At 53.8% G+C, this 24,420-nt stretch carries 25 protein-coding genes; 9 read left to right on the top strand and 16 right to left on the bottom strand.

The features are described from left to right. The first annotated feature begins 10 nt into the window (after positions 1 to 10). On the top strand, positions 11 to 271 hold the full coding sequence (locus CKK19_RS10915) for a YfhL family 4Fe-4S dicluster ferredoxin (RefSeq protein WP_023300734.1): 261 nt from the start codon (positions 11 to 13) through the stop codon (positions 269 to 271). Here the strand turns inward: CKK19_RS10915 and acpS are convergent. The 11 genes from acpS to rpoE all read right to left on the bottom strand — a co-directional run bounded on the left by acpS (position 268) and on the right by rpoE (position 9,650). Beyond that, positions 268 to 648, bottom strand: a complete 381-nt coding sequence (acpS, locus tag CKK19_RS10910; protein ID WP_015572144.1) for a holo-ACP synthase — start codon at positions 646 to 648, stop codon at positions 268 to 270. The genes CKK19_RS10915 and acpS overlap by 4 nt on opposite strands. Next, entirely contained in the window at positions 648 to 1,379 is a 732-nt protein-coding gene (gene pdxJ, locus CKK19_RS10905) for a pyridoxine 5'-phosphate synthase (protein ID WP_015572143.1), read from the bottom strand. The genes acpS and pdxJ overlap by 1 nt, the downstream gene beginning before the upstream one ends. 75 nt (positions 1,380 to 1,454) lie before the next feature. After that, complete coding sequence (gene recO / locus CKK19_RS10900; RefSeq protein ID WP_015572142.1) at positions 1,455 to 2,162, bottom strand: DNA repair protein RecO; 708 nt, start codon at positions 2,160 to 2,162, stop codon at positions 1,455 to 1,457. A 17-nt stretch (positions 2,163 to 2,179) separates the two neighbouring features. Continuing rightward, entirely contained in the window at positions 2,180 to 3,085 is a 906-nt protein-coding gene (gene era, locus CKK19_RS10895) for a GTPase Era (RefSeq protein ID WP_003860709.1), read from the bottom strand. Next, positions 3,082 to 3,762 carry a ribonuclease III gene (gene rnc, locus CKK19_RS10890; RefSeq protein ID WP_003860711.1) on the bottom strand — a complete coding sequence of 227 codons (681 nt, stop codon included), beginning with the start codon at positions 3,760 to 3,762 and terminating at the stop codon, positions 3,082 to 3,084. The genes era and rnc overlap by 4 nt, the downstream gene beginning before the upstream one ends. 223 nt (positions 3,763 to 3,985) lie before the next feature. Beyond that, the gene (gene lepB / locus CKK19_RS10885; protein WP_022649040.1) at positions 3,986 to 4,960 is read right to left on the bottom strand and encodes a signal peptidase I; all 975 of its coding nucleotides are present in this window, start codon (positions 4,958 to 4,960) and stop codon (positions 3,986 to 3,988) included. Between the two features lie 15 nt (positions 4,961 to 4,975). Beyond that, entirely contained in the window at positions 4,976 to 6,781 is a 1,806-nt protein-coding gene (gene lepA / locus CKK19_RS10880; RefSeq protein WP_022649041.1) for a translation elongation factor 4, read from the bottom strand. Positions 6,782 to 6,966: 185 nt separating this feature from the next. Further along, positions 6,967 to 7,443 carry a SoxR-reducing system protein RseC gene (gene rseC, locus CKK19_RS10875; RefSeq protein ID WP_063853370.1) on the bottom strand — a complete coding sequence of 159 codons (477 nt, stop codon included), beginning with the start codon at positions 7,441 to 7,443 and terminating at the stop codon, positions 6,967 to 6,969. Then, complete coding sequence (rseB, locus tag CKK19_RS10870; RefSeq protein ID WP_022649043.1) at positions 7,440 to 8,393, bottom strand: sigma-E factor regulatory protein RseB; 954 nt, start codon at positions 8,391 to 8,393, stop codon at positions 7,440 to 7,442. Before rseB ends, rseC begins: the two co-directional genes overlap by 4 nt. Next, the gene (rseA, locus tag CKK19_RS10865; RefSeq protein ID WP_022649044.1) at positions 8,393 to 9,043 is read right to left on the bottom strand and encodes an anti-sigma-E factor RseA; all 651 of its coding nucleotides are present in this window, start codon (positions 9,041 to 9,043) and stop codon (positions 8,393 to 8,395) included. The genes rseB and rseA overlap by 1 nt, the downstream gene beginning before the upstream one ends. Positions 9,044 to 9,074: 31 nt before the next feature. Then, positions 9,075 to 9,650 carry an RNA polymerase sigma factor RpoE gene (gene rpoE, locus CKK19_RS10860; protein WP_006176728.1) on the bottom strand — a complete coding sequence of 192 codons (576 nt, stop codon included), beginning with the start codon at positions 9,648 to 9,650 and terminating at the stop codon, positions 9,075 to 9,077. A 425-nt stretch (positions 9,651 to 10,075) separates the two neighbouring features. Between rpoE and nadB the strand changes: the two genes are divergently transcribed. After that, positions 10,076 to 11,695, top strand: a complete 1,620-nt coding sequence (gene nadB / locus CKK19_RS10855) for an L-aspartate oxidase (RefSeq protein WP_063853369.1) — start codon at positions 10,076 to 10,078, stop codon at positions 11,693 to 11,695. On the opposite strand, the gene trmN is transcribed toward nadB, so the two are convergent. Continuing rightward, positions 11,680 to 12,417, bottom strand: a complete 738-nt coding sequence (gene trmN, locus CKK19_RS10850; RefSeq protein WP_058677483.1) for a tRNA(1)(Val) (adenine(37)-N(6))-methyltransferase TrmN — start codon at positions 12,415 to 12,417, stop codon at positions 11,680 to 11,682. The two genes, nadB and trmN, sit on opposite strands and share 16 nt — an antisense overlap. A gap of 132 nt (positions 12,418 to 12,549) precedes the next feature. Here trmN and srmB point away from each other — a divergent pair, with 132 nt between their 5' ends. Beyond that, positions 12,550 to 13,878 carry an ATP-dependent RNA helicase SrmB gene (srmB, locus tag CKK19_RS10845; protein WP_022649047.1) on the top strand — a complete coding sequence of 443 codons (1,329 nt, stop codon included), beginning with the start codon at positions 12,550 to 12,552 and terminating at the stop codon, positions 13,876 to 13,878. A gap of 52 nt (positions 13,879 to 13,930) precedes the next feature. Here srmB and grcA read toward each other — a convergent pair whose 3' ends face one another. Then, on the bottom strand, positions 13,931 to 14,314 hold the full coding sequence (gene grcA, locus CKK19_RS10840) for an autonomous glycyl radical cofactor GrcA (RefSeq protein ID WP_022649048.1): 384 nt from the start codon (positions 14,312 to 14,314) through the stop codon (positions 13,931 to 13,933). 314 nt (positions 14,315 to 14,628) lie between these two features. Here grcA and ung point away from each other — a divergent pair, with 314 nt between their 5' ends. Beyond that, positions 14,629 to 15,318 (top strand): uracil-DNA glycosylase, encoded by a 690-nt coding sequence (gene ung, locus CKK19_RS10835; protein WP_003860729.1) that lies wholly within the window; start codon positions 14,629 to 14,631, stop codon positions 15,316 to 15,318. Positions 15,319 to 15,357: 39 nt separating this feature from the next. Here the strand turns inward: ung and CKK19_RS10830 are convergent, their stop codons facing one another. After that, complete coding sequence (locus CKK19_RS10830) at positions 15,358 to 16,443, bottom strand: tRNA/rRNA methyltransferase (protein WP_023300740.1); 1,086 nt, start codon at positions 16,441 to 16,443, stop codon at positions 15,358 to 15,360. A gap of 204 nt (positions 16,444 to 16,647) precedes the next feature. Between CKK19_RS10830 and trxC the strand changes: the two genes are divergently transcribed. From trxC to CKK19_RS10800, 5 genes are all read left to right on the top strand, one after another. Continuing rightward, complete coding sequence (trxC, locus tag CKK19_RS10825; protein WP_003860733.1) at positions 16,648 to 17,067, top strand: thioredoxin TrxC; 420 nt, start codon at positions 16,648 to 16,650, stop codon at positions 17,065 to 17,067. 70 nt (positions 17,068 to 17,137) lie between these two features. Further along, complete coding sequence (gene tapT, locus CKK19_RS10820) at positions 17,138 to 17,836, top strand: tRNA-uridine aminocarboxypropyltransferase (protein ID WP_022649050.1); 699 nt, start codon at positions 17,138 to 17,140, stop codon at positions 17,834 to 17,836. Positions 17,837 to 17,871: 35 nt separating this feature from the next. After that, positions 17,872 to 20,535: a bifunctional acetate--CoA ligase family protein/GNAT family N-acetyltransferase gene (locus tag CKK19_RS10815; protein ID WP_063853368.1), complete on the top strand. Its 2,664-nt coding sequence runs from the start codon at positions 17,872 to 17,874 to the stop codon at positions 20,533 to 20,535. 109 nt (positions 20,536 to 20,644) lie between these two features. Beyond that, positions 20,645 to 22,000, top strand: a complete 1,356-nt coding sequence (pssA, locus tag CKK19_RS10805) for a CDP-diacylglycerol--serine O-phosphatidyltransferase (protein WP_063149204.1) — start codon at positions 20,645 to 20,647, stop codon at positions 21,998 to 22,000. Between the two features lie 45 nt (positions 22,001 to 22,045). After that, entirely contained in the window at positions 22,046 to 22,369 is a 324-nt protein-coding gene (locus tag CKK19_RS10800; protein WP_022649053.1) for a YfiM family lipoprotein, read from the top strand. Here CKK19_RS10800 and CKK19_RS10795 read toward each other — a convergent pair. Both CKK19_RS10795 and CKK19_RS10790 read right to left on the bottom strand, forming a co-directional pair. Then, positions 22,366 to 23,673, bottom strand: coding sequence for an MFS transporter (locus tag CKK19_RS10795; protein WP_022649054.1), 1,308 nt, complete (start codon positions 23,671 to 23,673; stop codon positions 22,366 to 22,368). The two genes, CKK19_RS10800 and CKK19_RS10795, sit on opposite strands and share 4 nt — an antisense overlap. A 151-nt stretch (positions 23,674 to 23,824) precedes the next feature. Then, positions 23,825 to 24,277, bottom strand: coding sequence for a DUF4385 domain-containing protein (locus CKK19_RS10790; protein ID WP_032622345.1), 453 nt, complete (start codon positions 24,275 to 24,277; stop codon positions 23,825 to 23,827). Between the last annotated feature and the right edge of the window lie 143 nt (positions 24,278 to 24,420).

Genomic DNA, 24,420 nt, shown 5'->3' with positions numbered 1-24,420 from the left:
GAATTTCCTGATGGCGCTGTTAATCACCAAAAAATGCATCAACTGCGATATGTGCGAACCCGAATGCCCGAACCAGGCGATTTCGATGGGCGACAGCATTTATGAGATTAACAGCGACCGCTGCACCGAATGCATCGGCCACTATGAAACGCCGACCTGCCAGAAGGTGTGCCCAATTCCCAATACGATCTTAAAAGATCCGGCACACGTCGAGAACGAAGAACAGTTGTGGGATAAGTTTGTCCTGATGCACCATGCGGACAAAATTTAACTCTCAATAATCACCGTCGCACAGGCATAGTGGCGTTCATCTGCAAGCGTTACGTGCATGTGCGCCACGCCCAGCTTTTCCGCCAGCTTAAGCGCCTCGCCCCATAAACGCAGACGTGGCTTACCCAGCTCATCGTTAAACACTTCAAACTGGTTGAACGCCAGGCCGTTACGAATGCCCGTGCCGAACGCTTTCGCCGCCGCCTCTTTTACCGCGAAGCGCTTTGCCAGAAAGCGCACCGGCTGTTGATGCGCCTCCCAGATAGCCCATTCGTTATCGCTCAGCACGCGTCTTGCGAGGCGATCGCCGCTGCGGGCGATCACCGCTTCAATGCGGGCTATTTCGACGATGTCGGTGCCTAAGCCCAGAATAGCCATTACTGACGCGCTTCCAGCATCAGGCGCTTCATCTCGGACACCGCCTCTTTCAGGCCGCTCATCACCGCACGACCAATAATGGCGTGGCCAATGTTCAGCTCATGCATTTCCGGCAGGGCAGCAATGGCTTTTACGTTGTGATAGGTCAGGCCGTGTCCGGCGTTCACCTTCAGTCCCAGGCTCGCGGCGTAGGTTGCCGCTTTGGCGATTCGCTCCAGCTCTTTCGCCTGCGCTGCGTCGTTTTCGGCATCGGCATAGCAGCCGGTGTGAATTTCAATATACGGTGCACCCACGTCGGCAGCGGCTTTAATCTGGGTGAAATCGGCGTCGATAAATAAAGATACCAGGATACCGGCATCCGCCAGGCGTTTGCAGGCATCGCGCATTTTGTCGAGCTGCCCGGCCACATCGAGACCGCCTTCGGTGGTCACTTCCTGACGCTTTTCCGGCACCAGGCAGCAGAAATGCGGTTTAGTCTCGCAGGCAATCGCCAGCATCTCTTCTGTCACCGCCATCTCCAGGTTCATGCGGGTATCCAGCGTCTGACGCAGGATGCGCACGTCGCGGTCAGTGATGTGGCGACGATCTTCACGCAGGTGGACGGTAATGCCGTCGGCGCCAGCCTGCTCAGCGATAAATGCCGCCTGAACCGGATCGGGATACGCGGTACCGCGTGCATTACGTAACGTGGCGATGTGATCGATATTGACGCCTAACAGTAATTCAGCCATGACAATCCTCGGTATTTTTGGTCATTTACCTTCTCCCTCTCCCTCCGGGAGAGGGCTGGGGTGAGGGGTAAAACATTAGCGTTTCGGCATAAACTGCCTGAATAATTCGCGGCTCTTTAAAGGTTTGCCCCCAAGATACGGCTTGAGCGCGATTCGGGTAAAGCGTTTTGCCGCACGCAGGGTGTCGGCGTCCGGGAACTCGCGTTCATACAGTGCTCTGAGCTGGCGCCCGGTAAAAGTGCTGTTATCGACGACGACACTGGCAATAAAGCCCTTTTCCTCACGATAGCGATAGGTCATGGTGTCTTCTACCTCGTCTCCGCTTCCCGCACAGTGCAGAAAATCAACGCCGTAACCAAGGTGCCCGAGCAGCGCCAGTTCGAAACGACGCAGCACAGGCTCAGGGGTGCCGGTTGCGCCAGCAAGTGCCTGAATACAGTGCAGGTAATCAAAGAAAAGTTCAGAGAAGCGGGTCTCATGTTCAAGAACCCGTGAAATGAGTTCGTTGACATACAAACCGCTGTAGAGCGTGATACCAGAAAGAGGAAGCGCGAGGGAAACCGCTTCAGCACTGCGCAGGGTTTTGACTTCCCCTCGCCCGCCAAAGCGGACCAGCAGTGGGGTGAAAGGCTGCAAGGCACCTTTGAGATTAGAACGTCTGGAACGTGCGCCTTTGGCAACAAGGCGCACGCGACCGGACTCTTCCGTGAAGACGTCCAGCATCAGGCTGGTTTCGCTCCAGGGACGACTATGCAGGACAAAGGCGCGCTGCCATCCATCCATATACTCGTCGTCTTAGGTTACTGATCTTCGCCGTAACCGAGGCTGCGCAGCGCACGCTCATCATCGGCCCAGCCAGATTTAACTTTCACCCACAGTTCCAGGTGAACCGGTGCTTCAAACATGTCCTGCATGTCTTTACGGGCTTCGATTCCGATAGTTTTGATCTTGGCGCCTTTATTACCGATCACCATCTTCTTCTGCCCTTCACGCTCAACGAGGATCAGACCGTTAATATCGTAACCGCCGCGCTCGTTGCTCTGGAAACGCTCGATCTCCACCGTCACAGAGTACGGCAGTTCAGCGCCCAGGAAACGCATCAGCTTCTCACGGATGATTTCAGACGCCATAAAACGCTGAGAGCGATCGGTGATGTAGTCTTCAGGGAAGTGATGAGTCGCTTCCGGCAGATGCTTGCGCACGATGCCCGCGATGGTATCAACGTTCAGACCCGTCTCCGCAGACAGCGGAACGATGTCGAGGAAGTTCATCTGGCTGCCCAGCCATTGCAGGTGCGGCAGCAGATCGGCTTTTTCCTGCACATTGTCCACTTTATTGACCGCGAGGATCACCGGCGTTTTGCCGTCGCGCAGCTTGTTCAGGACCATTTCGTCGTCCGGCGTCCAGCGGGTGCCTTCCACAACGAAAATCACCAGCTCTACGTCGCCAATGGAGCTGCTCGCCGCCTTGTTCATCAGACGGTTGATGGCGCGCTTCTCTTCCATGTGCAGGCCCGGGGTATCGACGTAAATCGCCTGATACGCGCCTTCAGTATGGATACCGACGATGCGGTGACGCGTGGTCTGCGCCTTACGCGAGGTGATAGAAATCTTCTGCCCAAGCAGATTATTCAGCAGGGTGGATTTGCCAACGTTCGGACGTCCGACGATGGCAATAAATCCGCAATAGGTTTTGTCGATGCTCATTCCAGCTCCAGCATTTTTAACGCCTGTTCGGCGGCAGCCTGTTCAGCCTTACGACGGCTTGAACCCGTGCCGACCACCGGTTCACTCAGGCCACTGACCTGGCAATGGATGGTAAATTCCTGATCGTGCGCTTCGCCACGTACCTGCACCACCAGATAGGATGGCAGCGGCAGATGACGACCCTGCAAATATTCTTGCAGACGCGTTTTAGGATCTTTTTGTTTATCGCCCGGGCTGATTTCGTCCAGGCGGGTCTGATACCAGTTCAGGATCAGCTTTTCTACGGTCTGGATATCGCTGTCCAGGAACACGCCACCGATCAATGCCTCGACCGTATCGGCAAGGATGGATTCACGACGGAAACCACCACTTTTCAGCTCACCTGGCCCCAGACGCAGACATTCACCCAGCTCAAACTCGCGTGCGATTTCAGCGAGGGTATTGCCGCGCACCAGCGTGGCGCGCATGCGGCTCATATCACCTTCGTCCACACGCGGAAAACGATGATAAAGCGCATTTGCAATCACGAAACTTAAAATAGAGTCGCCTAAAAACTCGAGACGCTCATTATGTTTGCTGCTGGCACTGCGATGGGTTAATGCCTGTTGCAACAACTCCTGATGATGAAAAGTGTAGCCCAGCTTCCGTTGAAGCCGATTAATTACGATGGGGTTCATGCGATACCAATAAATGAATGCGTCAAAAATGCAGCACACGAAACCGACCTGAGAAAACCAACGCGGTTTCGTGTGCCGTGGCACCCTTGCAGGGCCAACCTTAAACTTCGGGGGAATATTCTATACGCAACGACAGGGGATGTCGTTAGTTCAAAGAGATTTATCGCTGAAATAATTCACGTAGCGGCGAATAAAAGCCGCTACGTGTTATTTTTGACGAAAATTAATGAATTCCACCAATACGATTCAGGCGAACGCCGGTCGGCCACTCGCCTTCCTGCTTCTCGAAACTCATCCAGATAGCGGTTGCTTTACCGACCAGATTCGCTTCCGGCACAAAGCCCCAGTAACGGCTGTCCGCAGAGTTATCGCGGTTGTCACCCATCATGAAGTAGTGTCCCGGCGGCACAATCCAGGTCGCCAGCTGCTGGCCTGGCTGCTGGTAGTACATTGCTAGCTGGTCCTGTGCGATTGGCACGGTCAGAATGCGGTGAGTGACATCGCCCAGCGTCTCTTTGCGTTCAACCAGACGAATACCGTTCTCTTTGGTTTCACCTTTTGGCACCTGGAAGAATCCGCTGGTCGCTTCACCGCCATTACGGCGGGCGAAGGTCTGCACAAAATCACCTGGCTCAACGTTGGAGTAAGTGACTGGCAGCGCATTTTCACATGCAGTTCCAGAGCTACAGCCTGGCTGAATCCTCACTTCCTTCGCTATCGGATCGTAGGTTACTTTATCGCCCGGCAGACCTACCGCGCGTTTAATATAATCCAGCCGTGGATCTTCCGGATATTTAAACACCACGATATCGCCACGTTTCGGATGACCCGTTTCGATCAGCGTTTTCTGGTAGATCGGATCTTTGATGCCATAGGCAAACTTCTCAACCAGAATGAAATCACCGATCAGCAGCGTTGGCATCATCGATCCTGACGGGATCTGGAACGGTTCATAGATAAATGAACGCACCACCAGCACAATCGCCAGCACCGGGAAGACCGATGCCCCTGTTTCCAGCCAGCCCGGTTTTGGGCCGACTTTTTTCAGGGTTTTCGCGTCCAGCGTATCGCCCGTGGCTGCCTGCGCGGCAGCCTGACGTTCACGGCGTTTTGGGGCGAAGATAAACTTATCCAGGCACCATAACAGACCTGTTACCAGGGTAGCGATGACCAGGATCAGGGCAAACATGTTCGCCATGCCAACTCCTTAAGGTTATTTACCGTTTCCGTCTTTACCAACATGAAGGATGGCAAGGAATGCTTCCTGCGGCAGCTCAACGTTACCGACCTGCTTCATACGCTTCTTACCTTCTTTCTGCTTCTGCAACAGCTTTTTCTTACGGCTGACGTCGCCGCCGTAGCACTTAGCCAGAACGTTTTTACGCAGCTGCTTCACGGTTGAACGGGCAATGATGTGGTTACCAATGGCCGCCTGAATCGCAATGTCAAACTGCTGACGCGGGATCAGCTCTTTCATCTTCTCAACCAGCTCACGACCACGGTACGGTGCGTTATCGTTGTGGGTGATCAGCGCCAGGGCATCAACACGCTCGCCGTTGATCAGCACGTCTACGCGAACCATGTTCGAGGCCTGGAAGCGTTTGAAGTTGTAGTCCAGTGACGCATAGCCACGGGAGGTAGACTTCAGACGGTCGAAGAAGTCGAGCACCACTTCCGCCATCGGAATTTCATAGGTCAGCGCCACCTGGTTACCGTGGTACACCATGTTGGTCTGCACACCACGCTTCTCAATACACAGGGTGATCACGTTGCCGAGGAACTCCTGCGGCAGCAGCATGTGACACTCTGCGATAGGCTCGCGCAGTTCCTGAATATTATTCAGCGGCGGGAGCTTGGAAGGGCTGTCGACGTAGATGACCTCTTTCGACGTGGTTTCTACTTCGTAGACAACCGTCGGGGCGGTGGTGATCAGATCCAGATCGTATTCACGCTCCAGACGTTCCTGAATGATCTCCATGTGCAGCAGACCGAGGAAGCCACAGCGGAAGCCGAAGCCCAGCGCCGTTGAGCTTTCTGGCTCATAGAACAGGGAAGCATCATTGAGGCTCAGCTTTCCGAGCGCATCGCGGAAGTTTTCGTAATCGTCAGAGCTGACCGGGAACAGACCCGCATAAACCTGCGGTTTCACCTTTTTGAAGCCTGGCAGCGCTTTATCTGCCGGGTTACGTGCGCCGGTCAGGGTATCGCCCACTGGCGCGCCGAGGATGTCTTTAATTGCACAGACCAGCCAACCCACTTCGCCGCATTTCAGTTCGGTACGGTCAACCTGTTTTGGCGTGAAGATGCCGAGGCGGTCAGCGTTGTAGACCTGCCCGGTGCTCATGACCTTGATTTTGTCGCCTTTACGCATGGTGCCGTTTTTAATACGCACCAGCGAGACAACGCCCAGGTAGTTATCAAACCAGGAGTCGATGATCAGCGCCTGGAGCGGCGCATCCGGGTCACCTTCCGGCGGCGGAATGTCACGCACCAGACGTTCCAGTACATCCGGAACACCTACGCCGGTTTTTGCCGAGCAGCGCACTGCATCGGTCGCATCGATACCGACGATGTCTTCAATTTCTTCCGCTACGCGCTCAGGATCGGCGGCTGGCAGGTCGATTTTATTCAGAACCGGCACCACTTCGAGATCCATTTCCATGGCGGTATAGCAGTTTGCCAGCGTCTGGGCCTCTACGCCCTGCCCGGCATCCACCACCAGCAGCGCCCCTTCGCAGGCCGCCAGCGAGCGTGACACTTCATAAGAGAAGTCAACGTGCCCTGGGGTGTCGATAAAGTTCAGCTGGTAGGTTTCACCATCGGAAGCCTTATAGTCGAGCGTCACGCTCTGGGCTTTAATGGTAATACCGCGTTCGCGTTCCAGGTCCATGGAGTCCAGAACCTGGGCTGCCATTTCACGATCAGACAGGCCACCGCAAATCTGGATAATACGGTCAGACAGCGTCGACTTACCGTGGTCAATGTGAGCAATGATCGAAAAGTTACGTATGTTCTTCATATAGTTAAATAATTATGCCTTACGAATTCCTGGAGGCCGCTGTTCTTAGCCTGACGTTTTTCAGTGCGAAAACGCAGCATTCTACACTACAACCTCGTCTGCTGGAAATGCACTTAGAGTCAGGTATAGCGCGAAGAGACGGCGTTTACTTTATTGCGATGTAAATAATAATAAAGCCCGGCAGATCACCGGGCCTCAGAAGAGAGCGTCTCAACACGAAGTTGGTCGGGTGCCAGTGCAACGCTGAGAATGACGGGCTGCCAGGCTTTCCGGGCGGTAAGCCTTGGGGAAACGCCTTTAGCAAGCCAGAACCCGCCCACACCGCCCAAGGCGGCACCGCACATGGCGGCCAAATCTGTGCCGAACAGCATCTGGAAAACCCCGCCCATCACGAAAAGTCCGGCTAGCGGAGAGAGGTAAACCAGTATGGCGGAAGTGAGCAGGCTGCCTTCAGCGATGCCGAGCTCCACTTTTTGCCCTGCCACCAGCGGCTGATCGCTCGACACAGCAATAGTGTGCGACGTTTGCGGCCCCAGCTTATTCAATACGCGGCTGCCGCAACCGGCCCGCGAAGCGCAACTGCTGCATGATGCTTTAACGTCACAGCTGACAAGCGCTACGCCATCCTGCCAGGATACGACCGTCGCCCACTCTTTAATCATTGCGCAGCCCTGAATTTGATGCTGTCTGAAATACGTTTTGCTGTTGGCGGCGGTAATTCACCAACAATGGTAATTTCCGCATTATCGCGTACCGTCGTGCTAACCGTCCGGCGACCGGTACGGAGCATCTGTTCGGAACTGTTCGCCGTAGCGCGATTGATATTCACCGAGAAGCTAAATAGCCCATCGGAATAGAGGCGCGACTCAACCGGTGTTTCGATAGTCGGCAGCTGGCGACGGCTGCTGGATACTTCGCTGAATCCTTGCGGGATCCAGGAAGGTACCCAGTTGAAATTGACAGAATCGCCGGCAGGTACGGAAAGCAAAGGCGGCAGGCTGGCTTTGGCCAGATTCTGCATACTGTTGCCAACCTGACCGTTCACGTCGAAGGAGATCACGCGGAACTGCTCCAGCGTTTCACCGTCGCGATCGAGCAGATCAACGCGCATCGGCAGCTTCGTCTCTGCGTCAATCCAGACGATATAGCTGTAACGTGTCCCATCCCGCGCGACTACGCGGATCACTTCGCACAACCTGTCGGCAATACGCGTTCGCCCCACTGAGATAAAATCATAGTAGGGGGCGAGACGTTTAAAATCGGTGTAAATGAGCGATGGCAGGGAATCAACGATGTAGTCACCATTGAGCGTAAACGGCTCAAGGCCTGGCTCGAAATAGCTGATTTCGTTCCCACGCTGGACCACTTCCCGACGCGGGCCATCCATCTGTAAAAGCTGGGCGAGCGGCTGATTATCAAGGCGGGCGTGGCGATAGCGTAACGATTCGACACCCTGCTTATTGATGCTAATAAATGCCAACTCGTAATTGAGTGACTGGCTGGCCAGATTCATTTGCTGCAACAACGCCCCGGATGAAACATCAGCCGAGGCGTTAGCAGAGAAGAACAGGCTACCCGCCATCAAAGACATGGCGAACCAAAGTTGCTTCATTACTGCGATTGCGTTCCTAAAGTTTGGTTTCCTGGCACCTGCACAGCAGCCTGCTGGGTTTGGGCCTGCTCAAACTGAAGCTGCTCGGAGTGCAGACGACGCTGCAACTCGTAATCCTGCAACATCGCATTAATGCGACGACGCTGCTCCTGTACCTGCTGTTGCTGTCCGCCGCTTGCGGAGGCATCTGCCGGTACGCCCAGGCTAACCGGACTGGCTTTACCCATCATCGGCAGCGTATTGAACACTGGCGCTTCAGGCTGCTGACTGGCTTCAGACTGGGTATTATAGTGCTGGACCCCAACGATAACTGCAAGCGATACACACGCAGCGACTCCCATCTGGGTGAGCTGGCTGGCCCATGGACGCACCTTGTGCCAGAACGGCATTTTCTGCCACTGGTGAGGTGCAGGCTGCGCTTCAGGAATAAGCGGCGTGGTCTGATGAACAGGTTCGTTCTCAATGGCCGCCATAACGCGTGCTGAGATATCGAAATGGAGAACATCGCTGGTATCACCCCGCAGAGTGTCGCGGATAAGATGATAGTTCTCCCAGGTCTGTTGCATTTCGGGAGAATGAGACAACTCATCGAGCAGCTCACTATCCAGCATTTCACCATCCATTAAAGCGGAAAGTTTTTCTTTCTGCATGCCTAATACCTTTTCCAGTATCCCGCTATCGTCAACGCCTGATAAGCGGTTGAACTTTATTATCAATGGCTTCTCGCGCACGGAAAATTCGTGAACGAACCGTGCCGACCGGACAATCCATGATGGCGGCTATCTCTTCATAGCTTAGGCCATCCAGCTCCCGTAACGTAATTGCCATGCGTAAATCTTCCGGGAGCGACTCGATCGTGCGAAAAACGATTTGTCTCAGTTCTTCTGACAACATTAAGTTCTCAGGGTTCGAAATTTCTTTCAGCGCGCCGCCACTTTCGAAGTTTTCTGCATCGATAGCGTCAACATCACTTGAAGGCGGACGACGCCCCTGAGCAACCAAATAATTCTTAGCCGTATTGACTGCAATACGATACAGCCAGGTATAAAAAGCACTATCCCCCCGGAATGAATCCAGCGCGCGATAGGCCTTAATAAAAGACTCTTGTACCACATCAGGAACATCGCCTGACGGTACATAGCGGGAAACCAGACTCGCTACCTTATGCTGGTAGCGCACCACCAGTAGGTTAAAAGCTTTCTGATCTCCCTTCTGGACCCGTTCAACCAGGACCTGGTCCGTTAACTGCTCGCTCATCCGAGGTAATGTCTCCCCAAACCAAATTCCACGCGTTATCGAAACGCCACTCTAACAACATTGCACTTTGAGCAAGCACCGAATTAGAGCGTCTGTTCTTCAATAAGTTCCGTAACGCCTTTGTTTTTGTTCATCGCGCCGCAGACCGTTCATTTTCTCTCATTATAAGTCTGTTCACGATACGCACCCGCTTTCTGACAAGAATCATTAACTTTATCGTCAGAAGAGTAACGCAACACAGGCTTTATTTCACCACAAAATCTGAAGCTAACGATCTGCTTCGCAAAATAATTCCAGTCATTTAGCGATGATTTAACTTCCGGCCATCCGTTTAGTCATTGCAACACGCTTCAAAAAAAACGTGCGATAACTCGCATCACAATGCTATTCTGCCCAGACCATGTTTAGTAAATTAAACAAACATCATGAATACAACGCCTGAACTCCATTGTGATGTACTGATTATCGGCAGCGGTGCTGCTGGCCTCTCCCTCGCGCTGCGCCTGGCGGAACATCAGAACGTAATCGTGCTGAGTAAAGGGCCGATGAGCGAAGGTTCCACCTTCTATGCACAAGGCGGTATTGCCGCCGTGTTTGATGAAACGGACAGCATTGCCTCACACGTAGAAGACACTCTGATTGCCGGTGCCGGGATCGTGGATGAGCATGCCGCAGAGTTTGTCGCCAGCAATGCCCGCCACTGCGTGCAATGGCTTATCGACCAAGGCGTGCTGTTTGATACGCAGGTTCAGCCTAATGGTGAAGAGAGCTATCATCTGACCCGTGAAGGCGGGCACAGCCATCGCCGTATTCTGCACGCTGCTGATGCAACAGGAAAAGCGGTTGAAACCACATTGGTCAGCAAAGCCCTCAGCCATCCCAATATTCGGGTGCTGGAGCGCAGTAACGCCGTCGACCTGATTATTTCCGATAAAATTGGCCTGCCCGGCACGCGCCGTGTTGTCGGCGCATGGGTGTGGAATCGGAATAAAGAGAAGGTGGAAACCTGCCAGGCTAAAGCCGTTGTGCTGGCGACCGGCGGCGCCTCCAAGGTTTACCAGTACACGACTAACCCGGATATCGCCTCCGGAGACGGTATCGCCATGGCCTGGCGCGCAGGCTGCCGCGTAGCGAATATGGAGTTTAATCAGTTCCATCCTACCGCCCTGTTCCACCCGCAGGCACGTAACTTCCTGTTAACTGAAGCGTTGCGCGGCGAAGGCGCGTATCTCAAGCGACCGGACGGTTCCAGGTTTATGCCGGACTTCGACCCCCGAGGTGAACTTGCCCCGCGGGATATCGTGGCCCGCGCCCTTGACCACGAGATGAAGCGGCTTGGCGTGGACTGTATGTATCTGGACATTAGCCATAAACCGGCAGACTTTATTCGCCAGCACTTCCCGATGATTTATGAAAAGCTGCTGAGTCTGGGTATCGATTTAACCCGCGATCCGGTGCCGATTGTGCCTGCCGCCCACTATACCTGTGGCGGGGTGATGGTTGACGATCATGGTCGTACCGACGTGGATGGTTTGTATGCGATCGGCGAGGTCAGTTACACCGGCCTGCATGGTGCGAATCGCATGGCATCAAACTCATTGCTGGAGTGTCTGGTGTATGGATGGTCGGCTGCGGAAGATATAACCAAACGCATGCCCTATGCACGTCCAACAACGCACCTGCCAGCATGGGATGAAAGTCGAGTAGAGAACCCGGACGAACTGGTTGTTATCCAGCATAACTGGCACGAGCTGCGGCTTCTCATGTGGGATTATGTCGGGATTGTACGCACAACGAAGCGTCTGGAACGCGCGTTACGCCGCATCATGATGTTGCAGCAGGAAATTGATGAATATTACGCCAACTTCCGCGTTTCCAATAATCTGCTGGAGCTGCGCAACCTTGTGCAGGTTGCCGAGCTGATTGTACGCTGTGCGATGATGCGCAAAGAGAGTCGTGGCCTGCATTATACGCTGGACTATCCCGACCCGCTGGAAACGTCCGGCCCGTCGGTGTTGACGCCGCAGGTTCACATAAACAGATAAAAGGCCTGGGTCAGGGCAGTGTAATCTTCGGAATAACGCTGGTCTGGCCCGCGAATAACCATCCTGTCGGTAAAGCACTCCCCCTCTTTCGGCGAGAGCGCCAGCAACACACGGTGCGGTAAGCGACCTTCCGTATCCGAAATATCGGTACGAAGACGCAAACTCCAGCCGATATCCCGAGCGATCTCAATGAAGGTGTTACCCGTGCTTTCGGGCAAGACCACGCAGAAAAATCCCTCTTCCGAGATGAGTTCCGCCGCGCTGGTCAGTAGCGCCTTGTGATCGAGCGAGCCGGTGTAACGTGCCTGCTCGCGTTCCGGCGTTCCACACTCCACACCTGGCGTGAAATACGGCGGATTGCTGACGATCAAATCGTAACGCGCAGTCTGCTCCAGTGCCCAGGTCAGGACATCGGCACATTCCACCCTGATCCGTTCTGCCCACGGAGAATCGGCAGCGTTTTCGCTTGCCTGCTGGGCCGCCTGAGGATCAAGCTCAACGGCGTCGATAGTGACGTGTTCTTCGGTACGCTGCGCCAGCATCAGCGCCTGAAGTCCGCTGCCCGTACCAATATCCAGAATGCGTTTTACACCTGCGACAGGGGCCCATGCACCCAGTAAAATACCGTCTGTACCGACTTTCATTGCACAACGATCGTGCGCCACAAAAAATTGTTTAAACGTAAAACCATCGCGGCGCAACTGCGCTTTGAGTTGAGACATGTCAGGGCAACCTTCTGTGTGAAACTGGAGTAGCATAGGGGAAAGCGAAGTGGTCGAAAAGCGATATCCATACAAACAGATGAAGATTACAGCCGTAACGTCTATAATCAGCGCCCCACACAGAGGTAGAACATGACTGTAACGACTTTTTCCGAACTTGAACTCGATGAAAGCCTGCTCAATGCTCTTGAGAGTAAAGGCTTTACACGCCCGACCGCCATTCAGGCCGCGGCCATTCCGCCTGCGCTTGAGGGCCGCGATGTGCTCGGTTCTGCGCCAACCGGCACGGGGAAGACAGCAGCCTACTTGCTGCCTGTGTTGCAGCATTTGCTCGATTTTCCGCGTAAAAAATCAGGGCCGCCGCGCATTTTGATCCTGACCCCGACCCGTGAACTGGCGATGCAGGTTGCCGAACACGCGCGTGAGCTGGCGGCGAACACCCATCTGGATATCGCGACCATCACTGGCGGCGTAGCGTATATGAACCACGCCGAAGTGTTCAGCGAAAACCAGGATATCGTTGTCGCGACGACAGGCCGTCTGCTGCAATACATAAAAGAAGAGAACTTCGACTGCCGGGCGGTGGAAACGCTGATTCTCGATGAAGCTGACCGCATGCTGGACATGGGCTTTGCCCAGGATATCGAACACATCGCGGGTGAAACGCGCTGGCGTAACCAGACAATGCTGTTCTCGGCAACCCTTGAAGGGGATGCCATTAAAGATTTCGCCGAACGTCTGCTGGAAGATCCGGTGGAAGTGTCCGCTACGCCATCGACGCGTGAGCGTAAGAAGATCCACCAGTGGTACTACCGCGCAGATAACCTTGAGCATAAGGTTGAGTTGCTGAAACATCTGCTGAAGCAGGAAGAAGCAACCCGTACCATCGTCTTCGTACGTAAACGCGAGCGCGTGCATGAGCTGGCAGAAATGCTGCGCAACGCTGGCATCAACAACTGCTATCTCGAAGGTGAAATGGCACAAGTTAAGCGTACCGAAGGGATTAAGCGCCTGACCGATGGTCGCGTGAATGTGCTGGTTGCAACCGACGTTGCCGCGCGCGGGATCGACATCCCGGACGTGAGCCATGTGATCAACTTTGATATGCCTCGCAGCGGTGATACTTACCTGCACCGTATTGGTCGTACCGGCCGTGCGGGCCGCAAAGGGATTGCTATTTCTCTGGTAGAAGCGCACGACCATCTGCTGCTCCAAAAAATTGGCCGCTACGTTGATGAGCCGCTAAAAGCTCGTGTGATTGACGAACTTCGTCCGACGACACGTGCACCGAGTGAAAAAATGACGGGTAAACCGTCTAAGAAAGCGCTCGCGAAACGTGCTGAGAGAAAAGAGAAAGAAAAAGAGAAGCCGCGCGTGAAGCAGCGCCACCGCGATACCAAAAATATTGGTAAGCGCCGTAAGCCAAGTTCTGCTGCGCCAGAGACAAAAACTGAAGAGTAAAAAAAAGCCGGGACATTCCCGGCTTTTTTATTCCACCCCCGAAGCTGAAACCTTACAGGCTTTCAGTAAAGGTACGGGCGATAACGTCGCGCTGCTGTTCCGGAGTCAGAGAGTTGAAACGCACCGCATAGCCAGACACACGGATGGTCAGCTGCGGGTATTTTTCTGGGTTCTCAACAGCATCCATCAGCGTTTCACGACGCAGGACGTTAACGTTCAGGTGCTGACCACCTTCCACGCGCACTTCTGGTTGCACTTGCATTGGAATTTCACGGTATTCAATTTCGCCCAGTTTGCTCACCGGAACGATTTCGTCTTCCGCAAAACCTGCTTTCGCTACTACACAGCGCGCTTCGTTTTTCTCGCTGTCCAGCAGCCAGAAAGAGTTCAGCAGATCGTCATTTGCAGCTTTAGTAATCTGGATACCTGTAATCATGTGTTGCCTCCCTTAGGCTACATTAACTGATGCTGGCCTTTTGCGGCCAATTGGTAAAACCATTGTTTGTTGTGTGTATATATAACATTCAGACCCGGGTGATTTATTGATTTAAATCAACAAAATCACTAACCACATAAAGAGTGTGGTCTAAATTTTTTGTTTTAGATCAATTTTAATGATTTACCAATTCAACTTACCCTGCCTGGTTTTCAACATAAATTGAGACACTTAGCCGCTTTTCCGCGGGTAATTTTGCTCACCAGGCATTAGCAGGTAAGCTAGGCAGAGAATGAAATTCGCAGGAGAGCGAGATGACAACACCTTTAACCTGGCATGACGTGCTGGCAGAAGAGAAGCAGCAGCCCTATTTTATTAATACCCTCAGTACCGTTGCGGCTGAACGGCAGGCCGGCCAGACAATTTATCCACCGCAGAAAGATGTATTTAACGCCTTTCGCTACACCGAACTGAGCGACGTGAAGGTGGTTATACTGGGGCAGGATCCGTACCATGGTCCCGGGCAGGCTCACGGACTGGCATTTTCCGTGCGTCCGGGCGTGGCCATTCCCCCTTCTCTGCTGAATATGTATAAAGAGCTGGAAGGAACGATTCCGGGTTTCACCCGCCCTAATCACGGTTATCTGGAAAGCTGGGCGCGCCAGGGCGTGCTGTTGCTGAATACCGTATTAACCGTCCGGGCGGGTCAGGCACACTCCCACGCCAGTCTGGGATGGGAAACCTTTACCGATAAGGTTATCAGCCTAATCAATGAGCATCGTGAAGGCGTCGTGTTTTTACTCTGGGGTTCACATGCCCAAAAGAAAGGGGCGATTATCGATCGTCAGCGCCATCACGTACTGAAAGCACCGCACCCGTCGCCGCTGTCTGCGCATCGCGGTTTCTTTGGCAGTAACCATTTTGTTCTGACGAATGAGTGGCTGGAAAAGCGTGGCGAAAAGCCGATTGACTGGATGCCTGTGTTACCGGCAGAGAGTGAGTAGGGTTTGAATGTGCCGGGTCAGGCCCGGCACATATAAGGCTTATGCCTTGTTCTGACGCCACCATTCGGCCAGCAGCACGCCGGTCGCAACGGATACGTTCAGGCTTTCAACGTTGCCAGTGCCGTCGATAGAAACGCTCATGTCAGCGCTGGAGAGTGCCGCATCAGACAGACCATCGCGCTCCTGACCTAACACCAGCACCATTTTGCGCGGCAACGTCGCTTTAAACAGCGGCGTAGCGGCGCGGCTTGAGGTGGTGACAATGGTGTAGCCCGCGTTACGGAATTGCTCAAGGGCCTCCAGCACGCTGTCGCCGGTGATCGGCTGAACATGCTCAGCACCGCCTTCCGCGGTACGGATTGCCGCACCGGATTCCAGCAGCGCGGCATCCTGCAACAGAACGCCTTTCACGCCAAAGTGCGCGCAGCTACGCATCATAGCGCCCAGGTTATGCGGGTTACCCACATCTTCCAGCGCCAGCACACAGTCATCGGCATCCGCCTGGCTGACCCACTGCTGCACGGTGGTGCCGTTACGTTTTTTGATCAGGAAGCAGACGCCGCCGTGGTGTTCAGTCCCGGACGCTTTTGTCAGCTCGGCATCGTCAACCACGTGGTAGGCTTTACGGTTCGCCGCCATCCAGCGCAGCGCTTCTTTAAAGCGCGGGGTCACGCTCTGGATAAACCATGCGCGAACGATACACTCCGGGCGGCTCTGGAACAGGGCCTGACAGGCGTTCTCACCGTAGACACGGGTCTCTTCCGCACGCTGACGACGCAGCACTTCCGGATCGATAAAGCTTTTTCCGCTGATACCGCCGTGATCGGCTTTTTCGGTCGCCTCTTCACCGGGCGCGCGCGAAACGGTACGCCATGGCGATCCACCGTCGCGGACAAAATCATCGCGTTTGCGATCGTCACGCTTACGGTCATCACGTTTGCGGTCATCGCCGCGGTTATTTCTGTCATCGCGGGCGGGGCGACGGCCACCGTCTGCACGAGAAGACGCCGGACGCCCGCCACCTTTTCCGGTACGCGGATTTTGGGTGCGTTTATCAGAGTCATCATCACTGCGGACATACATCACTTTGACCTTGCCGCTTTTGTTTTTCATTTCGTCGTTCATGCTTTTCTCCACCAGCGCTGCGCGAAGCGCGCAGATTACCCGATGTGCAAGCTCATAGCCATAATTTCGTACAAAAGCCTGTGACTATTGTTCCCATTGAATAAAACGCGTTGTCGATTTATACAGGCTCACTGATAATATGTAACATATCAGAAACATTATCGGCGTTCTGCCGTTGTTCCACGGCTCTATCAGAGGTTAGTTATGAATACCGTATGTGCCAACTGTCAGGCTTTAAACCGCATTCCGGACGATCGGATGGATGACGGTGCGAAATGCGGGCGTTGTGGCCACGAATTATTTGATGGCGATGTCATTAACGCGACGGGTGCTACGCTGGACAAACTCCTCAAGGACGATCTGCCGGTTGTGGTCGATTTCTGGGCACCGTGGTGCGGCCCCTGCCGTAACTTTGCACCCATCTTCGAAGACGTGGCTGAAGAGCGCAGCGGGAAAATGCGTTTTGTTAAAGTGAATACCGAAGCGGAACGTGAACTCAGCGCCCGTTTTCGCATTCGCAGCATTCCAACCATTATGATTTTCAAAAATGGTGAAGTGATCGACATGCTCAATGGTGCAGTACCGAAAGCGCCTTTCGACAGCTGGTTAAACGAATCCCTGTAACATTCGCGGGGCATATCTTGTGCCCCGTTCTCTCCTCTGCGAAAATGGGGTTTTTCCTGCCTTTTCGCCCATGACTGATAACGCTGTACTTCAATTACGCGCCGAGCGCCTTGCGCGCGCCACCCGCCCTTTTCTGGCCCGAGGCAATCGTATTCGCCGCTGCCAGCGCTGCCTTTTACCGCTGAAAGTGTGTCTGTGCGAAACGCTTGCACCGAGCGAGGCGAAAAGCCGCTTTTGTCTGGTCATGTTCGATACCGAACCGATGAAGCCCAGCAACACGGGGCGTTTGATCGCCGATATTCTGCCCAATACCGCAGCGTTTCAGTGGTCGCGCACTGAGCCACCTCAGGCTCTGCTTGACCTGGTGGCAAACCCGGACTATCAGCCCATGGTCGTTTTCCCGGCATCATATGCAGGCGAACAACGCCAGGTGCTTACGGCGCCACCATCCGGTAAGCCGCCGCTGTTTATTATGCTCGACGGCACCTGGACCGAAGCAAGAAAGATGTTTCGCAAAAGCCCTTATCTTGATGCGCTGCCGGTGATTTCCGTCGATCTGTCGCGCGTTTCGGCCTATCGCTTACGAGAAGCGCATGCCGAGGGTCAATATTGCACCGCTGAAGTCGCCATTGCGCTACTGGATCTGGCGGGCGATACCCAGGCGGCCAGCGCATTAAGCTCCCACTTCTCCTGCTTCCGCGAACGTTATCTGGCAGGAAAAACCGTTCATAAGGGTAGCGTCACAGCAACAGAGACAGAAAGCGTTTAAAATCATCAGGTCGCTTGCATTCACAGGAGGCCTGCATGAGCCAGAGAGGGTTAGAAGCGCTACTCCGTCCGAAATCCATTGCCGTTATTGGCGCCTCGATGAAACCGGACCGCGCAGGGTATCTGATGATGCGTAACCTGCTGGCTGGCGGGTTTAACGGCCCGGTCATGCCCGTTACGCCCGCTTATAAAGCGGTACAGGGGGTGCTGGCGTGGCCGGACGTGCAAAGTTTACCGTTTGTTCCCGACCTCGCCGTGCTCTGTACGCATGCGAAACGAAACCTCGAATTGCTTGAGTCGCTCGGTCAGAAAGGCTGTAAAACCTGCATTATTCTTTCCTCGCCTCCTGAACAGCAGCCCGAACTGCTGGCCTGCGCCAGCCGCTACCAGATGCGCATTCTTGGTCCAAATAGCCTCGGTCTGCTTGCGCCCTGGCAAGGGCTGAATGCCAGTTTTTCCCCGGTTCCGATCCGTAAAGGCAAACTGGCCTTTATTTCACAGTCGGCAGCGGTATCCAATACCATCCTCGACTGGGCGCAGCAGCGTGAGATGGGCTTTTCCTATTTCATCGCCCTCGGCGACAGCCTGGACATTGACGTTGATGAGCTGCTGGATTTCCTGGCGCGTGACAGCAAAACCAGCGCTATCCTGCTCTACCTTGAACATCTGAGTGACGCCCGTCGTTTTGTGTCGGCATCGCGTAGCGCATCGCGTAATAAACCGATTCTGGTCATCAAAAGCGGGCGCAGCCCCGCGGCTCAGCGCCTGCTGCAATCCCATTCCGGGATGGATCCCGCATGGGATGCAGCGATCCAGCGCGCCGGTTTACTGCGGGTACAGGATACGCACGAGCTTTTTTCCGCCGTCGAAACGTTGAGCCACATGCGTCCCCTGCGCGGTGAAAAGCTGATGATTGTCAGCAACGGAGCCGCTCCCGCCGCCCTGGCGCTGGACGAGCTCTGGCTACGCAACGGCAAGCTGGCCACGCTGGGTGAAGAGACGCTCCAGCGCCTGCGGGACGCGTTACCGGGAAGCGTTGTTCCCGATAATCCCCTCGATTTGCGCGATGATGCCAGCAGCGATCGTTACATTGAGGCGATCACGATTTTGCTGGATAGCCAGGACTTTGATGCGCTGATGATTATCCATTCGCCCAGCGCGGTTGCGCCAGGCAGCGAAAGTGCACGAACGCTGATTGAGGCTGTCCGAAACCATCCGCGCGGCAAATACGTCACCCTGCTTACCAACTGGTGCGGCGAGTTCTCCTCGCAGGAAGCGCGACGTCTGTTTAGTGAAGCCGGGTTGCCAACCTACCGTACGCCAGAGGGCACCATAACCGCGTTTATGCATATGGTTGAGTACCGCCGCAACCAGAAGCAGCTGCGTGAAACGCCTGCCCTACCGGGCAACCTCACAGCAAATTCGGTGGACGTACACAGTTTATTGCAACAGGCCATCGAAGAGGGCGCCACTTCGCTTGATACGCATGAAGTGCAACCCATTCTTGGCAGCTATGGGATGCAAACACTGCCGACCTGGATTGCCGGTGACAGCGCTGAGGCGGTACATATCGCTGAGCAGATTGGCTATCCGGTCGCGCTGAAGCTGCGCTCCCCCGATATTCCGCACAAATCGGATGTTCAGGGCGTCATGCTGTATCTGCGCACCGCGACAGAAGTACAACAGGCCGCGGATGCCATTATCGATCGCGTTAAAATGACGTGGCCACAGGCCCGGATCCACGGCCTGCTGGTGCAGAGCATGGCTAACCGAGCAGGTGCGCAGGAGCTGCGCGTGGTCGTCGAACACGATCCGGTTTTTGGTCCACTTATTATGTTGGGTGAAGGCGGCGTTGAATGGCAGCCAGAAGAACAAGCGGCTGTCGCGCTTCCACCTCTAAACATGAACCTGGCGCGTTATTTGGTTATTCAGGCCATCAAAAGTAAAAAAATCCGCGGCAGAAGCGCTCTGAGGCCGCTTGATATCGCCGGGTTAAGCCAGTTTCTGGTGAAGGTCTCCAACCTCATTGTTGACTGTGCGGAGATCCAGCGCCTGGACATCCACCCGCTCCTCGCTTCCGGAAATGAATTCACTGCCCTCGACGTGACGCTGGAAATTGCGCCATTTGTCGGTGACCGGGAAAGCCGTCTCGCCATTCGTCCTTATCCTCTCCATCTGGAAGAGTGGGTGGAGATGAAAAATGGAGAGCGGGCACTGTTTCGCCCTATCCTGCCGGAAGACGAGCCGCTGCTGCGAGCGTTCATCTCGCAGGTGACGAAAGAAGATTTGTACTATCGCTATTTCAGCGAAATTAATGAATTTACCCACGACGATTTAGCCAATATGACCCAGATCGACTACGATCGAGAAATGGCGATTGTGGCGGTCCGCCGTTCCGCAGAGGGAGAGGAGATCCTCGGCGTGACGCGTGCCATTTCCGACCCGGATAACGTGGATGCGGAGTTTGCCGTACTGGTGCGTTCCGATCTTAAAGGTTTGGGTTTGGGCAGACGGCTGCTCGAAAAACTCATTGGTTATACGCGCGATCACGGATTGTCACGGCTCAATGGCATTACTATGCCAAATAATCGGGGTATGGTGACCCTGGCGCGGAAGCTCGGTTTTGACGTTGATATCCAGCTGGATGAAGGCATTGTCTCTTTGTCCCTCAGCCTGACTTCGACGGGTAAACAAGAGTAAGCTGCTGGAAATGTTACCCACTTTTCCCGGCACTGGGGTATCATTGTCCGCTTATGTTGTTTGCCTGGTACAGACAACCCTTCAATGAACAGAGAAGAAACGCACTGTGATGTTGTCAAAATTTAAGCGTAATAAACATCAACAACACCTTGCTCAACTACCGAAGATTTCTCAGTCAGTTGATGATGTAGAGTTCTTTTATGCTCCCGCTCATTTCCGGGAGACGCTTCTTGAAAAGATTGCCAGCGCTACGCGACGTATTTGCATTGTGGCGCTCTATCTTGAACAAGATGAAGGTGGGCGTGCGATCCTGAACGCGCTCTATGAAGCGAAACGTCAGCGTCCGGAACTGGATGTTCGCGTGCTGGTTGACTGGCACCGTGCTCAGCGTGGCCGTATTGGTGCGGCTGCCTCGAATACCAATGCTGACTGGTATTGCCGCATGGCCCAGGAAAATCCGGGTATTGATATCCCGGTATATGGCGTACCGGTGAATACCCGTGAAGCGCTTGGCGTTCTTCATTTTAAAGGATTTATCATTGATGACAGCGTCCTTTATAGCGGCGCCAGTCTGAATGATGTGTATCTCCATCAGCTCGATAAATACCGTTACGATCGCTACCATCTTATCCGTAATCCGCAGATGACCGACATCATGTTCAACTGGGTTGATAAAAACCTGGTTCATGGCCGGGGTGTGCATCGTCTTGACGATCCTCATCGCCCGAAAAGCCCGGAAATCAAAAACGACGTTCGCTCCTTCCGCCAGGAGCTGCGCGATGCGGTTTATCGTTTCCAGGGTGATGCCAATAATGAAGAACTGTCCGTTACGCCTCTGGTAGGCCTGGGTAAATCCAGCCTCCTGAACAAGACTATCTTCCATTTGATGCCGTGCGCGGAGCATAAGCTCACCATCTGCACCCCGTACTTCAACCTTCCCGCCGTTCTGGTGCGTAATATCATTCAGCTGCTGCGTGATGGTAAAAAGGTGGAAATCATTGTCGGGGATAAAACGGCAAACGACTTTTTCATTCCGGAAGATCAGCCTTTCAAGATCATCGGCGCACTGCCTTATCTCTATGAGATTAACCTGCGCCGCTTTCTGAGCCGTTTACAGTACTATGTGAACACGGACCAGCTCGTCGTGCGCCTCTGGAAAGATGATGATAACAGTTATCATCTCAAAGGAATGTGGGTTGATGACGAGTGGATGCTGCTGACCGGTAATAACCTGAACCCACGCGCCTGGCGTCTGGATTTGGAAAACGCCATTCTTATTCACGATCCTCAGCATGCGTTAGCCGCGAAACGCGATCGTGAGCTGGAGCTTATACGCACGCATACCACAGTGGTTCGTCATTATCGCGATCTGCAAAGCATCGCTGATTACCCGGTGAAAGTTCGCAAGCTGATTCGCCGTCTACGTCGGATCCGTATCGATCGCCTCATCAGCCGCATTCTGTAATACACGAGCCCTGTCATCGACGGGGCTTTTTTATGGAGCTTGTTAATGCGTACGCCTTGCCTGATAATCCCTCTTTTGCTGACAGGTTGCAGCCATATGGCTAATGATAACTGGTCGGGTCAGGATAAAGCTCAGCACTTTCTGGCGTCTGCAATGATGTCCGCTGCGGGTAATGAGTATGCGCTGCACCAGGGTTATAGCAGGGATCGAAGTGCCACAATAGGCCTGATGTTCTCCATCAGCCTGGGGGCATCAAAAGAACTTTGGGATAGCCGCCCCTCGGGAAGTGGCTGGAGCTGGAAAGATTTTGCCTGGGACGTAGCCGGGGCAACAACCGGCTACGCCGTCTGGCAGATGGCGCATTATTAAAGGCGGATACCTTTTCCTTTGCGATGCAGCATCAGCGAGACAATAAACGCCAGCGCCCCCATAACGGTGACATACCAGAAGAAGGTCGTTTCACTGCCCCATGACTTAAGGGATAACGCGACATACTCTGCCGAACCGCCGAACAGGGCATTCGCGACCGCATAAGACAGGCCTACACCCAGCGCCCTCACCTGTGCGGGAAACATTTCCGCTTTCAAAATGCCACTGATTGCCGTGTAAAAACTGATAATAATGAGCGCCACCATGATTAAAGCGAAAGCGGTATACGGAGAGGTTGTATGCTGTAGCGCCGTCAAAAGCGGAACGGTACCCAGGGTTAGCATGCCGCCAAAGATCAGCATGGAGGTACGGCGACCAATTTTGTCCGACAGCGCGCCGACAATCGGCTGGATGAGCATAAAGACGAGTAACGCCACCGTCATGACGACACTCGCAACGTTTGCATGCATGCCCGTGGTGTTAACCAGATATTTTTGCATGTAGGTGGTGAAGGTATAGAAACTTAGCGAGCCCGCGGCGGTAAAACCTAACACCATCAAAAATGCTTTGCGGTTTCGCCAGAGCCCCTTCATCGAGCCCGCCTCTTTCAGCGCCCTGACCTCCTGTTGAGAGGTTTCATCAAGCTGACGGCGTAGCCACAGGGCGACAACCGCCAGGGCAGCGCCCATAGCAAACGGGATGCGCCAGCCCCAGGCGCGCAAATCTTCATCGCTAAGGATTTGTTGCAGGATCACCACAACCAGTAACGCCAGTAGCTGTCCGCCAATGAGGGTTACATACTGGAATGATGCATAGAAACCTTTGCGCCCTTCAACCGCCACTTCGCTCATGTATGTCGCACTGGTGCCATATTCGCCACCGACCGATAGCCCCTGGAACAGACGTGCCAGCAACAACAACGCCGGTGCCCATGTTCCGATAGTCTCATAACCGGGCAGGCAGGCAATCACCAGCGAGCCGACGCACATCATGCATACAGAGATGAGCATGGATGTCTTGCGCCCTTTCCTGTCCGCGATCCTGCCGAATAGCCATCCACCGATAGGGCGCATCAGGAACCCGGCGGCAAAAACGCCTGCGGTTTGCAAAAGCTGAGTTGTGGTGTTCCCTGACGGGAAAAAGATATGCGCAAAGTAGAGTGAACAAAATGAATAGACGTAAAAGTCAAACCACTCTACAAGGTTTCCTGATGAGGCCCCAACGATTGCCCAAACCCGACGGCGAGTATCCTTACCTGCCAAATTGGTGTTATCCGTATCTGCACTGGCTACGGTTTCTGTCATTTTAATATCCCCTGTCTCACATTGCGGGCCTTTGCCCACAAACAGTAAAACCGGATTTAAAACGAATCGTTAGGTAAATAAAATGTTTCCAATATGTTTCATTGCGTTTTGTGAACTCGATCAGCTATCTAATTATTAGCGGACGCAGTAATTATCCCCAGGACTGCTGGTGGGCTTTTTTTCGCTGCAAGTAATCTTCGTCTGCACGAATTTTATCCCACCACTTTTTGAAGACTGCGGCTGCTTCTGCTTTTACTGGATCGTGATCGAGGGGTTTGACTTGTCGTTCCGCATCATACTTTTTACCGCCCTTATGATTCGCGTATCGCCGGGCGCGGGTATAGCCCATTTGTATGAATTTACGTGCCATATCCATACCTACAAAATCGTTTTTACTGCGGTACTCTTCAAAGAGAGCGTATATCTCTTGTGCCGAACGCGCTGCGACTTCAGAATTTTTAAAACGCCAGTGTGGAAGGATTTCGCTTTTATAAGGCTCGACCATCAATACGCCCTGCTCACCCCGGCCAACCTGATACCGTTCGGGATGTTCGCGAAAATTTATATTTGCAAAATCTTGTTGGTAATCAAAAGGACGAGTCAAAGCGGCACCTTTGTTAAAATCGTTTTAACAATTGTAGGCCGGATAAGGGGAAGCCGCCATCCGGCATGTTTTTCCGCGCACAAAGCAAAAAACCCCGCACCTTCCGGTACGGGGTTCTTTCTGTTTGATGCCTGGCAGTTCCC

The organism is Enterobacter sp. CCUG 70166 (assembly GCF_020224095.1).
GTDB classification, from domain to species: domain Bacteria; phylum Pseudomonadota; class Gammaproteobacteria; order Enterobacterales; family Enterobacteriaceae; genus Enterobacter; species Enterobacter intestinihominis.
Note: the sequence above shows the minus strand (reverse complement) of the source record. Positions and strands in the feature narration are given on the sequence as shown.

Excerpts from the sequence above, each read along its gene's own strand:
- nadB (WP_063853369.1), top strand. The coding sequence starts at position 10,076 with ATGAATACAACGCCTGAACTCCATTGTGATGTACTGATTATCGGCAGC.
- lepA (WP_022649041.1), bottom strand. The coding sequence starts at position 6,781 with ATGAAGAACATACGTAACTTTTCGATCATTGCTCACATTGACCACGGT.
- CKK19_RS10795 (WP_022649054.1), bottom strand. The coding sequence starts at position 23,673 with ATGACAGAAACCGTAGCCAGTGCAGATACGGATAACACCAATTTGGCA.
- tapT (WP_022649050.1), top strand. The coding sequence starts at position 17,138 with ATGACTGATAACGCTGTACTTCAATTACGCGCCGAGCGCCTTGCGCGC.
- lepB (WP_022649040.1), bottom strand. The coding sequence starts at position 4,960 with ATGGCGAACATGTTTGCCCTGATCCTGGTCATCGCTACCCTGGTAACA.
- rseB (WP_022649043.1), bottom strand. The coding sequence starts at position 8,393 with ATGAAGCAACTTTGGTTCGCCATGTCTTTGATGGCGGGTAGCCTGTTC.
- era (WP_003860709.1), bottom strand. The coding sequence starts at position 3,085 with ATGAGCATCGACAAAACCTATTGCGGATTTATTGCCATCGTCGGACGT.
- grcA (WP_022649048.1), bottom strand. The coding sequence starts at position 14,314 with ATGATTACAGGTATCCAGATTACTAAAGCTGCAAATGACGATCTGCTG.
- CKK19_RS10815 (WP_063853368.1), top strand. The coding sequence starts at position 17,872 with ATGAGCCAGAGAGGGTTAGAAGCGCTACTCCGTCCGAAATCCATTGCC.
- rpoE (WP_006176728.1), bottom strand. The coding sequence starts at position 9,650 with ATGAGCGAGCAGTTAACGGACCAGGTCCTGGTTGAACGGGTCCAGAAG.
- pdxJ (WP_015572143.1), bottom strand. The coding sequence starts at position 1,379 with ATGGCTGAATTACTGTTAGGCGTCAATATCGATCACATCGCCACGTTA.
- CKK19_RS10830 (WP_023300740.1), bottom strand. The coding sequence starts at position 16,443 with ATGAACGACGAAATGAAAAACAAAAGCGGCAAGGTCAAAGTGATGTAT.
- rseA (WP_022649044.1), bottom strand. The coding sequence starts at position 9,043 with ATGCAGAAAGAAAAACTTTCCGCTTTAATGGATGGTGAAATGCTGGAT.
- rseC (WP_063853370.1), bottom strand. The coding sequence starts at position 7,443 with ATGATTAAAGAGTGGGCGACGGTCGTATCCTGGCAGGATGGCGTAGCG.
- recO (WP_015572142.1), bottom strand. The coding sequence starts at position 2,162 with ATGGATGGATGGCAGCGCGCCTTTGTCCTGCATAGTCGTCCCTGGAGC.
- srmB (WP_022649047.1), top strand. The coding sequence starts at position 12,550 with ATGACTGTAACGACTTTTTCCGAACTTGAACTCGATGAAAGCCTGCTC.
- CKK19_RS10915 (WP_023300734.1), top strand. The coding sequence starts at position 11 with ATGGCGCTGTTAATCACCAAAAAATGCATCAACTGCGATATGTGCGAA.
- trmN (WP_058677483.1), bottom strand. The coding sequence starts at position 12,417 with ATGTCTCAACTCAAAGCGCAGTTGCGCCGCGATGGTTTTACGTTTAAA.
- CKK19_RS10800 (WP_022649053.1), top strand. The coding sequence starts at position 22,046 with ATGCGTACGCCTTGCCTGATAATCCCTCTTTTGCTGACAGGTTGCAGC.
- pssA (WP_063149204.1), top strand. The coding sequence starts at position 20,645 with ATGTTGTCAAAATTTAAGCGTAATAAACATCAACAACACCTTGCTCAA.
- acpS (WP_015572144.1), bottom strand. The coding sequence starts at position 648 with ATGGCTATTCTGGGCTTAGGCACCGACATCGTCGAAATAGCCCGCATT.
- rnc (WP_003860711.1), bottom strand. The coding sequence starts at position 3,762 with ATGAACCCCATCGTAATTAATCGGCTTCAACGGAAGCTGGGCTACACT.
- trxC (WP_003860733.1), top strand. The coding sequence starts at position 16,648 with ATGAATACCGTATGTGCCAACTGTCAGGCTTTAAACCGCATTCCGGAC.
- ung (WP_003860729.1), top strand. The coding sequence starts at position 14,629 with ATGACAACACCTTTAACCTGGCATGACGTGCTGGCAGAAGAGAAGCAG.